Source organism: Pseudomonas putida (assembly GCF_009883635.2).
Classification (GTDB): Bacteria; Pseudomonadota; Gammaproteobacteria; order Pseudomonadales; family Pseudomonadaceae; genus Aquipseudomonas; species Aquipseudomonas putida_W.
Window position 1 is genome coordinate 3,376,176 of record NZ_CP026115.2, and the last position, 11,607, is coordinate 3,387,782.

Annotated in this window: 12 protein-coding genes; 9 read left to right on the top strand and 3 right to left on the bottom strand. The window is 61.9% G+C overall.

What is annotated here, in order from left to right; genetic code table 11:
• Positions 1-107 precede the first annotated feature (107 nt).
• Positions 108-875 (top strand): FCD domain-containing protein, encoded by a 768-nt coding sequence (locus tag C2H86_RS15360; protein ID WP_159408795.1) that lies wholly within the window; start codon positions 108-110, stop codon positions 873-875.
• Between the two features lie 155 nt (positions 876-1,030).
• On the opposite strand, the gene smpB is transcribed toward C2H86_RS15360, so the two are convergent.
• Positions 1,031-1,513 (bottom strand): SsrA-binding protein SmpB, encoded by a 483-nt coding sequence (smpB, locus tag C2H86_RS15365; RefSeq protein ID WP_152955908.1) that lies wholly within the window; start codon positions 1,511-1,513, stop codon positions 1,031-1,033.
• Positions 1,514-1,676: 163 nt separating this feature from the next.
• Here smpB and C2H86_RS15370 point away from each other — a divergent pair, with 163 nt between their 5' ends.
• Both C2H86_RS15370 and C2H86_RS15375 read left to right on the top strand, forming a co-directional pair.
• Entirely contained in the window at positions 1,677-2,117 is a 441-nt protein-coding gene (locus tag C2H86_RS15370; protein WP_159408796.1) for a type II toxin-antitoxin system RatA family toxin, read from the top strand.
• A complete protein-coding gene (locus tag C2H86_RS15375) occupies positions 2,104-2,394 on the top strand; it encodes an RnfH family protein (RefSeq protein WP_159408797.1) in 291 nt (96 codons plus the stop codon). Before C2H86_RS15370 ends, C2H86_RS15375 begins: the two co-directional genes overlap by 14 nt.
• A 61-nt stretch (positions 2,395-2,455) precedes the next feature.
• Here the strand turns inward: C2H86_RS15375 and C2H86_RS15380 are convergent, their stop codons facing one another.
• On the bottom strand, positions 2,456-2,989 hold the full coding sequence (locus tag C2H86_RS15380; protein ID WP_103448896.1) for an outer membrane protein assembly factor BamE: 534 nt from the start codon (positions 2,987-2,989) through the stop codon (positions 2,456-2,458).
• A 97-nt stretch (positions 2,990-3,086) separates the two neighbouring features.
• Between C2H86_RS15380 and fur the strand changes: the two genes are divergently transcribed.
• Positions 3,087-3,491: a ferric iron uptake transcriptional regulator gene (fur, locus tag C2H86_RS15385; protein ID WP_008096237.1), complete on the top strand. Its 405-nt coding sequence runs from the start codon at positions 3,087-3,089 to the stop codon at positions 3,489-3,491.
• 92 nt (positions 3,492-3,583) lie between these two features.
• On the opposite strand, the gene recN is transcribed toward fur, so the two are convergent.
• Complete coding sequence (gene recN, locus C2H86_RS15390) at positions 3,584-5,257, bottom strand: DNA repair protein RecN (protein ID WP_110639669.1); 1,674 nt, start codon at positions 5,255-5,257, stop codon at positions 3,584-3,586.
• Positions 5,258-5,448: 191 nt separating this feature from the next.
• Here recN and grpE point away from each other — a divergent pair, with 191 nt between their 5' ends.
• The 5 genes from grpE (at position 5,449) to carA (ending at position 11,525) form a co-directional block, all read left to right on the top strand.
• Complete coding sequence (grpE, locus tag C2H86_RS15395; protein ID WP_159408798.1) at positions 5,449-6,003, top strand: nucleotide exchange factor GrpE; 555 nt, start codon at positions 5,449-5,451, stop codon at positions 6,001-6,003.
• Between the two features lie 102 nt (positions 6,004-6,105).
• Positions 6,106-8,031: a molecular chaperone DnaK gene (gene dnaK, locus C2H86_RS15400; RefSeq protein WP_159408799.1), complete on the top strand. Its 1,926-nt coding sequence runs from the start codon at positions 6,106-6,108 to the stop codon at positions 8,029-8,031.
• Between the two features lie 197 nt (positions 8,032-8,228).
• On the top strand, positions 8,229-9,347 hold the full coding sequence (gene dnaJ / locus C2H86_RS15405) for a molecular chaperone DnaJ (RefSeq protein ID WP_159408800.1): 1,119 nt from the start codon (positions 8,229-8,231) through the stop codon (positions 9,345-9,347).
• Between the two features lie 14 nt (positions 9,348-9,361).
• The gene (dapB, locus tag C2H86_RS15410; RefSeq protein WP_159408801.1) at positions 9,362-10,165 is read left to right on the top strand and encodes a 4-hydroxy-tetrahydrodipicolinate reductase; all 804 of its coding nucleotides are present in this window, start codon (positions 9,362-9,364) and stop codon (positions 10,163-10,165) included.
• 223 nt (positions 10,166-10,388) lie between these two features.
• Complete coding sequence (gene carA / locus C2H86_RS15415) at positions 10,389-11,525, top strand: glutamine-hydrolyzing carbamoyl-phosphate synthase small subunit (RefSeq protein WP_003249935.1); 1,137 nt, start codon at positions 10,389-10,391, stop codon at positions 11,523-11,525.
• Positions 11,526-11,607: the final 82 nt, after the last annotated feature.

Genomic DNA, 11,607 nt, shown 5'->3' on the forward strand with positions numbered 1-11,607 from the left:
ACAGCTGCTTCCTTGCGAAAACCGTCGGCTGATGCGTGCTGGCGCGGCGCGGATCGGCGAGAATAGGCGCCCCCTGAAATTGGCCGGGGATTTGTGGAGAGCATGTGATGGTTTTTGATCAGGTCCGCCAACGGCGCCTGTCCGACGACATCGTCGATCGGTTGGAAGGGATGATTCTGGAAGGCACGCTGACCTCTGGGCAGCGGCTGCCGGCCGAGCGCGTCCTGGCCGAGCAATTCGGTGTGTCGCGCCCGTCACTGCGTGAGGCGATCCAGAAGCTGGTGGCCAAGGGGCTGCTGGTGAGCCGCCAGGGTGGCGGCAATTACGTGGCCGAATCGCTCGGCTCGACCTTCAGCGACCCATTGCTGCAACTGCTTGAACACAGTGCCGAAGCGCAGCGCGACCTGCTCGAGTTTCGCCATACCCTGGAGGCGTCATGCGCCTATTACGCGGCCCAGCGCGCCACCGAGCCTGATCGTACGCGGCTGAAGGCGGCGTTCGATACCTTGCAGGATTGCTATGCGCGGGCCGACGAGGTGACGCGGGCGGAGGAGGGCGCGGCCGATGCACGTTTCCACCTGGCGATTGCCGAGGCCAGCCATAACGCGGTGTTGCTGCATACGATTCGTGGCTTGTTCGACCTGCTCAAGCGCAATGTGGTGACCAACATTGGCGGCATGTACCAGCAGCGTACGGAAACACGCGACATGCTGATCAGTCAGCATCGTGAGTTGTACCTGGCGATTGTCGAGGGCCGGGCGGAGGATGCGCGAGAGGTATCCAGCCGGCACATTCTGTATGTGCAGGAAGTGCTGGAAGAGGCGCAGGATGAGGCCCAAAGGGTGGCGCGGGCAGAGCGGCGCAGCGGGCGCTGAGCATCGTATCGCGGTTCATGTGGGAGCGGCCTCGTGTCGCGAAAGGGCTGCGAAGCGGCCCTAAGGTCTCAGCTTCGCAGCTTGATCTGCCGGGGCCGCTTCGCGGCCCTTTCGCGACACAAGGCCGCTCCCACAGAGGCCGGGCAGGGCAGGGATTACTCTTCCTTGCCCTTGTTCCGCACCGCACGCTGCAGCTCGCGGTTGGAGTCGCGTTCGCGCATGGTGTCGCGCTTGTCGAACTCCTTCTTGCCCTTGCCAAGCGCGATCTCGCACTTGATCAGGTGCTTGCTCCAGTACAGCGCCAAGGCCACGCAGGTGTAGCCCTTCTGCGCCACGGCGGCTTCCACGCGCTCGAGCTCGCGCTTGTTCAGCAGCAGCTTGCGGGTGCGCATGGGGTCGGCGATGACGTGGGTGCTGGCGGCGGTCAGCGGGGTGATGTGGCTGCCGAACAGCCAGGCTTCGCCATCCTTGAGCAGCACGTAGCTGTCGGTCAGGTGCGCTTTGCCGGCCCGCAGGCTCTTTACTTCCCAACCGGACAGGACCAGCCCGGCCTCGAACTTGTGTTCGATGAAGTAATCGTGTCGCGCTTTTTTGTTTTGCGCGATGGTCCCGGTCGGATGTTTCTTTTGTTTAGCCATAGGGGCGGCATTATAGGCAAGTCATCGCGCGGTCGGCTACGGGATTTCGGTGTGCTTGAGCGACTGCAATGAATACCGGACAATACAGGGCCTGTTCTATGCACAGAACCTGTTTTCGGCACGCTGCGAAGCGCCGCCACCCAGCCTTGGAAGTGACGCCTGGATGACTACCCATATTCAACGTTCCGCCCTGCTGCCGTACCCTGCCCAGGCGCTCTACGAACTGGTCAATGATGTGGCCAGCTACCCTGAATTTCTGCCCTGGTGCTCGGCGTCGACGGTGATCGAGGCCAGCGACACTCACATGCGGGCGAAGCTGGAAGTGGCCAAGGGCGGCATGAGCCAGCAGTTCGTCACCCGCAATGTGCTGGTGCCGGGGCAGTCCATCGAGATGAACCTGGAAGAGGGGCCGTTCACTCAGCTGCATGGCCTGTGGGTGTTCAAGCCGCTCGGTGAAAAGGCCTGCAAGATCAGCTTGGACCTGACCTTCGACTACGCCGGAGCAATCGTGCGTGCCACGCTTGGGCCGCTGTTCAACCAGGCGGCCAATACCTTGGTGGACGCGTTCTGCCAGCGTGCCAAGCAGCTCAATGGTCAAGGTTGAAGTGGCCTACGCCACGGCCGAGCGCCAGTGGCTGTTGGTTTGTGACGTGCCGGATGGGACCACTGTGCGTGAAGCGTTGCGCCTGTCCGGGATTGCCGCGCAGGTCGGCGGGCTGAATGTCGAGGAATGCCCGGTGGGCATTTTCGGCAAGGTGGTCGCGGATGCGCACGAGCGTGTGGTCGAGGAGGGGGAGCGCCTGGAGATCTACCGGCCTCTGCTGATCGACCCGATCGAGGCGCGCAGGCAGCGTGCTGCGCAGGCCAAGGCCAAGCGCTAGCTGCTCTGGCAGGCAACAAAAAGCCCGGACCATGGTCCGGGCTTTTTCGTCTGGCCGGCAATTACTGCGGCGAGGTTTCCAGCGGTGCCGGCGTCGGCACTGGGGTGGTCTCGATGGTATCGATCTCGCGCTGGATGGATTCTTCCGTCGAGCCTGGCTTGGCTGGCTTCTCTTCCGGTTGCGGCTTGGCTTGCTCTGGCTGGGTGGCCGGGCTGACCGTGGTGTTGCTGCTGCCACCGAGGATTTCCTGGTCGCGGCTTACACCTGGCATGAAGTCGCCGGACAGGCTGACCAACTGGTCGCTGTCGTTGAAGAAGATACTCATGCGTTCCTGCTGGCGTTTGCCGCCACCAGGTTGCAGGCTGTACAGGTAGTCCCAACGGTTGGTGTTGAAAGTGTCCTGCAGCAACGGGTTGCCCATGATAAACCTTACTTGCCGGCGGGTCATTCCGGGGCGTAATTGGTCTATCATGTCTTGCGTGACGACATTGCCCTGCTGGATGTCGATTTTGTAAACCCCGGGAAACGAGCAACCGGCGAGTGCGAGCAGTCCCGCGAGGGCGAGGCTGTTTAGCAAGAGCTTGGTGTTTTGCATCGGTGGGCGACTTCCACTATCTTGGCTGGACAACGTAAACCCCGATCATACCCGTATTAAGAGAAGCTGCGAAGCAGCATCGGCGAGAAAGCTGACCATGGTTGAAAATAGCGAATTGCGCAAAGCCGGTCTCAAGGTGACCCTGCCTCGAGTCAAGATCCTTCAGATGCTCGACTCCACCGAGCAACGTCACATGAGCGCCGAGGATGTTTACAAGGCGCTGATGGAGGCTGGCGAGGACGTCGGTCTGGCAACCGTCTATCGCGTACTGACCCAGTTCGAAGCAGCTGGCTTGGTGGTGCGCCATAACTTCGACGGTGGCCACGCGGTGTTCGAGCTGGCTGACGGCGGTCACCACGACCATATGGTCAACGTGGAGACCAGTGAAGTCATCGAGTTCATGGACGCTGAAATCGAGCGCCGCCAGAAAGAGATCGTGGCCGAGCATGGCTACGAGCTCGTGGACCACAATCTGGTTCTTTATGTGCGTAAGAAAAAGTAACGATTTAGCTCGTTATGAATAACAAAGGCGACCTTCGGGTCGCCTTTGTGCTTTCTGGAATAGTGCAACAGGTAGCAGTGCGTGCGTCAGGGTCAGGCCTTGCCGGAAACCACCATCTTGCGCGCATGTGCCAGGGATTCCTTGGTCAGGTCGATGCCGCCCAGCATGCGCGCCACTTCCTCGACCCGTTCGCGCTTGCCCAGGCTGGCTACTGCGGTGTGGGTGGTATCGCTGTTGCGCACCTTGTGCACGAACAGGTGATGGTGCCCTTGCGCAGCCACCTGGGGCAGGTGCGTCACGGTCAGGACCTGGCCGCGCTCGCCCAGGCGACGCAGCAACTGGCCGACGATTTCGGCCGTTGGACCGCCGATGCCGACGTCCACTTCGTCGAACACCAGGGTGGGAATGCGCGAGGTCTGCGCGGTGATTACCTGGATCGCCAGGCTGATGCGTGACAGCTCGCCCCCGGACGCCACCTTGGCCAGGCCCTTGAGTGGCTGCCCAGGGTTGGCGCTGACCAGCAGTTCGATCTGCTCCAGGCCGTGCGGTGACAGGTCGTTGCCTTCGTTGGGGGTGAGTTCGATGCAGAACCGACCGCCCGGCATGCCCAGGCGCTGAATCTCCTGCTCCACGGCGACGGCCAGCTGTTTGGCGGCCTGCTGACGCAGGGCGCTCAGTTCCAGCGCCTTCTCTTTATAGTGCTGGGCAAAGGCGCCAAGCTCCTCGCCCAGGCGTTCGATCGACTCGTCACTGGCGTTCAGGCCTTCGAGTTCGTCCATCAGCTGCTGCTGCAGGTGCGGCAGCTCGGTGGGATGCACGCGGTGCTTGCGCGCCAGGGTGTAGATCGTGTCGAGGCGCTCTTCCAGGGCTTGCAGGCGCATGGGGTCGGCATCGAAGTTGTCGAGGAAGCGGTTGAGCTCGCCCATCGCTTCTTCAACCTGGATTTGTGCGCTGGCAATCATGTTCGCGGCCTCGCCCAGCGCGCGCGGGGCGTTTGCTGCGGCGCCAAGGCGGTTGAGGCTGGAGGTGAGTGCGCTGAGCACGTTGCCCGAATCACTCTCGCTGCACTGGTCGATGACTTGCCGGCAGATGCCGAACAGGGCTTCGGCGTTGGTCAGGTTCTTGTGTTCCTGTTCCAGTTGCTCCAGTTCGTTTTCGCCCAGGCCGAGGTTGTCGAGTTCTTCAAGCTGGTAGCTCAGCAGCTGATGGCGGGCGCGTTGCTCGTCGCCGGAATTGCTCAGCCGCTCGAGCTCCAGGCGGGTCTGGTTCCAGCGCTTGGCGGCAAGCTGCACCTGGCGGGCCAGGTCGATGGCGCCGGCGTATTCGTCCACCAGGCGGCGGTGGGTGTCGGTCTTCAGCAGCGACTGGTGTTCATGCTGGCTGTGGATGTCGATCAGCAGCTCACCGAGCGCCTTGAGGTCGCCGAGCGGGCAGGGTGTGCCGTTGATGTAGCCACGGCTGCGGCCTTCGGCGGTGATGACCCGGCGCAGGATGCACAGCCCGTCGTTGTCCAGGTCACGCTCGGCCAGCCAGGCATGGGCTTCGGGGATGTCCACCAGGTCGAACGTGGCCAGAATGTCCGCCTTGTCGGTGCCGGGGCGCACCACGCCGCTGTCGGCACGGTCGCCCAGGGCCAGGCCGAGGGCATCGAGCATGATCGATTTGCCCGCGCCGGTCTCGCCGGTGATGACCGACATGCCGCGGGCGATTTCGAGGTCGAGGTGTTCGACGATGGCGTAGTTGTGGATGGACAGGTGCACCAGCATGGGGGCGGCTCCCGAAGTTCAGGTCTGGTTATTTATACAGTACTTTTTTCAGCCCTGCCAATGCCCTCTGGCGGATTCTGTTGCGGCCTGCAAAACCCACTTGCCCCTTGAAGCTGGTTTTTCCGGCCCCATATAGCCGGCAGACACGGCGAGCTTTGCTCGTACAACAGAAATTGCGGAGGAGAGAACCCATGGCTGACGAACAGCTGAATGAAAAAGACCTTAACGCCGAAGAGGCTGGTGCAGTGGATAACGGCGCCCGCGTTCAGGAGCTCGAGGAGCAGCTGGCCGCCGCCAAGGATCAGTCCCTGCGTGTTGCTGCCGAAGCGCAGAACAGCATTCGCCGCGCCGAGCAGGAAGTCGACAAGGCCCGCAAGTTCGCCCTCGAGAAGTTCGCTGGCGACCTGCTGCCGGTGATCGACAGCCTGGAGCTGGCCCTGGCGCACTCCAGTGCCGAAGACGAACAGGTCAAGACCATCCGTGACGGCGTCGAGCTGACCCTGAAAATGTTCCAGGACACCCTCAAGCGCTACAACCTAGAAGCCATCGAGCCGCACGGCCAGCCATTCAACCCTGAGCACCACCAGGCCATGGCCATGCAGGAAAACGCTGACGTCGAGCCGAACAGCGTGCTGAACGTGTTCCAGAAGGGCTACCTGCTTAACGGTCGCCTGCTGCGCCCCGCCATGGTGGTGGTGAGCAAGGCTCCGGCTGCCCCGCAACCTTCTATCGATGAGAAGGCTTGAAATCTGTCGGGTCATCCCCATCTAGGTGTCAAGCGTTCAAGTATTACCGCAGTTGGCCATAAGTAGCCGCTGCCACCAAATTCAAGTTTCGGGAGAGTAAACATGGGCAAAATCATCGGTATCGACCTGGGGACCACCAACTCGTGCGTCTCCATTCTGGAAAACGGTAACGTCAAGGTCATCGAAAACGCCGAAGGCGCGCGTACTACCCCTTCGATCGTGGCCTACGCCAACGACGGCGAAATCCTGGTTGGCCAGTCGGCCAAGCGCCAGGCCGTCACCAACCCGCACAACACCCTGTTCGCCGTTAAGCGCCTGATCGGTCGTCGCTTCGATGAAGAGGTCGTGCAAAAAGACATCAAGCTGGTGCCGTACAAGATCGTCAAGGGCGGCAACGGTGACGCCTGGGTACAGGCCAGCGGCAAGGACATGGCGCCACCACAGATCAGCGCCGAAGTTCTGAAAAAGATGAAGAAGACCGCCGAAGACTACCTCGGCGAAGCTGTGACCGAGGCGGTCATTACCGTTCCGGCCTACTTCAACGACAGCCAGCGCCAGGCCACCAAGGATGCCGGTCGCATTGCCGGTCTGGACGTAAAACGCATCATCAACGAGCCAACCGCTGCTGCACTGGCGTATGGCATGGACAAGGCCAAGGGCGACCACACCGTCATCGTTTATGACCTGGGTGGTGGTACCTTCGACGTTTCGGTCATCGAAATCGCCGAAGTCGACGGTGAGCACCAGTTCGAAGTACTGGCCACCAACGGCGACACCTTCCTGGGTGGCGAAGACTTCGACATGCGCCTGATCGACTACCTCGTCGACGAGTTCAAGAAAGAGTCCGGCATGGACCTGAAGAACGATCCACTGGCCCTGCAGCGTCTGAAAGAAGCTGCCGAAAAGGCCAAGATCGAGCTGTCCTCCGCTCAGTCGACCGACGTCAACCTGCCGTACATTACTGCAGACGCTACCGGTCCTAAGCACCTGAACGTGAAGATCTCCCGCGCCAAGCTGGAGTCGCTGGTCGAAGACCTGGTCAACCGTACCATCGAGCCTTGCCGCATCGCCCTGAAAGACGCCGGCATCGACGTCAGCAAGATCGACGACGTGATCCTGGTCGGTGGCCAGACCCGTATGCCGATGGTGCAGAAGGCCGTTGCCGACTTCTTCGGTAAAGAAGCGCGCAAGGACGTCAACCCGGACGAAGCCGTGGCCATGGGTGCTGCCATCCAGGGCGCCGTACTGGCCGGTGACGTGAAAGACGTACTGCTGCTGGACGTCAGCCCGCTGACCCTGGGTATCGAAACCATGGGTGGCGTGATGACCGCGCTGATCGAGAAGAACACCACCATCCCGACCAAGAAGTCGCAGGTGTTCTCGACTGCCGACGACAACCAGGGCGCCGTGACCATTCACGTGCTGCAGGGCGAGCGTAAGCAGGCTGCGCAGAACAAGTCGCTGGGCAAGTTCGACCTGGCTGACATTCCGCCAGCGCCACGTGGCGTGCCGCAAATTGAAGTGACCTTCGACATCGACGCCAACGGCATCCTGCATGTCGGCGCCAAAGACAAGGCCACCGGCAAGGCTCAGTCGATCGTGATCAAGGCCAACTCCGGCCTGTCCGACGAAGAAATCGAACGCATGGTGCGTGATGCCGAGGCCAACGCCGAGGAAGACCGCAAGTTCGAAGAGCTGGCCGCTGCCCGTAACCAAGGTGACGCGCTGGTGCACTCGACTCGCAAGATGGTCGTTGACGCCGGTGACAAGGTTACTGCTGAAGAGAAGACCGCGATTGAAGCTGCCGTGGTTGCCCTGGAAGCCGCTGTCAAAGGCGACGACAAGGCTGCCATCGACGCCAAGGTCGAAGAGCTGTCCAAGGTTTCCGCTCCAGTTGCTCAGAAGATGTACGCCGAGCAGCAAGCAGAACAGCCTCAGGGCGGTGCTCAGCAAGCCGAGCCGGAAGCCAAGCACGATGACGTGGTTGACGCCGAGTTCGAAGAAGTGAAAGGCGACGACAAGAAGTAATCGTTGCATGCTGTCTGCCCGTTCACCGGCTTGTGCCGGTGAACTGGTAGGATGTCGCCGCGCGGGGGCTTGCTCCCGCGTTGGCGTATCTGGAATTCGAGATTCTTTACAGCATTTGTCTGGGCCATTCGTGGTGTGCAGGCAGGTGCTGATGGCGCGGCGCAGATGCCGGACGCCCCACAAGGTGCAAATGACCTATGTCCAAGCGTGATTATTATGAGGTCCTGGGTGTCGAGCGCGGCGCCACTGAAGCTGACCTCAAGAAGGCCTACCGCCGCCTGGCGATGAAGTACCACCCGGACCGCAACCCGGGCGATAAAGAGTCGGAAGACAAGTTCAAGGAAGCCAACGAGGCCTACGAAGTACTGTCCGATGCGAGCAAGCGCGCGGCGTTCGACCAGTACGGCCATGCCGGCGTCGACCCGAGCATGGGTGGCGGCGGTGCTGGCTTCGGCGGCGCCAACTTCTCCGACATCTTCGGCGATGTTTTCAGCGACTTCTTCGGTGGCAGTCGCGGAGGCGGACGTGGCGGTGCCCAGCGTGGCAGCGACCTGCGCTACACCCTGGAGCTGAACCTGGAAGAAGCGGTGCGTGGCACCACGGTCAGCATCCGCGTGCCAACGCTGGTCAACTGCAAGCCATGTGACGGCTCCGGCGCCAAGAAGGGTTCGACCCCGTCGACCTGCCCGACCTGCGGCGGCATCGGCCAGGTGCGCATGCAGCAGGGCTTCTTCTCGGTGCAGCAGACCTGCCCACGTTGCCACGGTCAGGGCAAGATCATCACCGACCCGTGCACCTCGTGCCATGGCGAAGGCCGCGTCGAAGAATACAAGACCTTGTCGGTCAAGGTGCCGGCGGGCGTCGATACCGGCGACCGCATCCGCCTGTCTGGCGAGGGCGAGGCGGGCACCCATGGTGGCCCGACTGGTGATCTGTACGTTGTGATCAACGTGCGCGAGCACGAGATCTTCCAGCGTGATGGCAAGCACCTGTATTGCGAAGTGCCGATCAGCTACACCGATGCCGCCCTGGGTGGCGAGCTGGAAGTGCCGACCCTCGATGGTCGTGTGAAGCTGAAGATTCCGGAGGGTACCCAGACCGGCAAGCAGTTCCGCTTGCGTGGTAAGGGCGTTGCGCCGGTGCGCGGTGGTGGTGCCGGTGACCTGCTGTGCCGCGTGGCGGTCGAGACCCCGGTCAACCTGACCCGTCGCCAGCGCGAACTGCTCGAAGAGCTGCGTAGCTCGCTGGAAGGCGACAACTCGCCCAAGGCCAGTGGCTGGTTCGATGGCGTGAAGCGCTTCTTCGGCGATCTCTGACAAGGAAAATGGCTATGCGACGTATTGCAGTGATGGGTGCGGCGGGGCGGATGGGCAAGACCCTCATCGAAGCCGTTCAGCAAACCCTGGGTGCAGGGCTGACAGCGGCGATCGATCGTCCGGACAGCTCGCTGGTCGGGGCAGATGCCGGTGAGCTGGCAGCGCTGGGTCGGATCGGCGTACTGCTGTCCGATGATCTGGCCAAGGTTGCCGACGAATTCGACGTGCTGATCGATTTCACTCACCCTTCGGTGACGCTGAAGAACCTCGCGTTCTGCCGCAAGCATGCCAAGGCGATGATCATCGGTACCACCGGTTTCACCGCCGAGGAGAAGCAATTGCTCGCCGAGGCGGGCAAGGACATCCCGATCGTGTTCGCCGCCAACTTCAGCGTTGGTGTCAATCTCAGCCTCAAACTGCTGGATATGGCGGCGCGGGTATTGGGTGATGATGTCGATATCGAGATCATCGAGGCGCACCACCGTCACAAGGTTGATGCACCGTCCGGTACCGCACTGCGCATGGGTGAAGTGGTTGCCAATGCGCTGGGGCGCGATCTGCAGGAAGTGGCGGTGTATGGCCGTGAAGGCCAGACCGGCGCGCGTGATCGCAAGACCATCGGCTTTGCCACCGTGCGTGCCGGCGATGTGGTCGGTGACCACACCGTGCTGTTCGCCGCTGAAGGCGAGCGCCTGGAAATCACCCACAAGGCTTCCAGCCGCATGACCTTCGCCAAGGGCGCGGTGCGTGCGGCGCTGTGGCTGGACGGGCGCGAGCCAGGCCTGTACGACATGCAGGACGTGCTCGAGCTGCGCTGATCAGTTCGGGTCGCTGCGCCCTCTGTCGCAATCATGTGTTTTAGAGACACATATGCGGTAGACCGAAAACGCACTTTTCTGTAAGCTACAGCTTTAGTGTGTCCACTAAAAGCGCGCAGCGAATTGAATTCAGCACATAAAAGCGGGGTGACGTGTCCATACGTCACTCCGCTTTTTTGCAACCTGCGATCGCCCTTTCATGCTTGATTTACGGGAGGTCTTCTTGACAAAGCCAGCCATACTCGCCCTTGCCGACGGCAGTATTTTTCGCGGTGAAGCCATTGGTGCCGACGGTCAGACCGTTGGTGAGGTGGTATTCAACACCGCTATGACCGGCTACCAGGAAATCCTTACAGACCCTTCCTACGCGCAGCAAATCGTTACCCTGACCTACCCGCACATCGGCAATACCGGCACCACGCCGGAAGACGCCGAGTCGAACCGTGTCTGGTCCGCTGGCCTGGTCATCCGTGACCTGCCGCTGCTGGCCAGCAACTGGCGTAACACCCAGTCGCTGCCTGAGTACCTCAAGGCCAACAACGTCGTCGCCATCGCCGGCATCGACACCCGTCGCCTGACCCGTATCCTGCGCGAAAAAGGCGCTCAGAACGGCTGCATCCTGGCTGGTGACAACATCAGCGAAGAAGCCGCCATCGCTGCTGCCCGCGGCTTCCCAGGCCTGAAGGGCATGGACCTGGCCAAGGTCGTTTCGACCAAGGAACGCTACGAGTGGCGCTCCAGCGTGTGGGAACTGAAAACCGACAGCCACCCGACCATCGACGCTGCCGACCTCCCGTACCACGTTGTCGCCTTCGACTACGGCGTCAAGCTGAACATCCTGCGCATGCTGGTTGCCCGCGGCTGCCGCGTGACCGTGGTGCCTGCCCAGACCCCGGCCAGCGAAGTGCTGGCACTGAATCCGGACGGCGTGTTCCTGTCCAACGGCCCTGGTGATCCGGAGCCATGCGACTACGCGATCCAGGCGATCAAGGAAATCCTCGAAACCGAGATTCCGGTATTCGGCATCTGCCTCGGCCACCAGCTGCTGGCCCTGGCCTCCGGCGCCAAGACCGTGAAGATGGGCCACGGTCACCACGGTGCCAACCACCCGGTCCAGGACCTGGACACCGGCGTGGTCATGATCACCAGCCAGAACCACGGTTTCGCCGTTGACGAAGCCACCCTGCCGGGCAACGTCCGCGCCATCCACAAGTCGCTGTTCGACGGCACCCTGCAGGGTATCGAGCGCACCGACAAGAGCGCGTTCAGCTTCCAGGGCCACCCTGAAGCGAGCCCTGGCCCGACGGATGTCGCGCCACTGTTCGATCGTTTCACCGATGCCATGGCCAAGCGCCGCTGAGCATCCTGCATCAAGGCCCCGGGCCGGCTCGCGCCGCGCCCGGAAGCGCCTGACCCAGATTGTTCAAGACGGCTTGCCGACT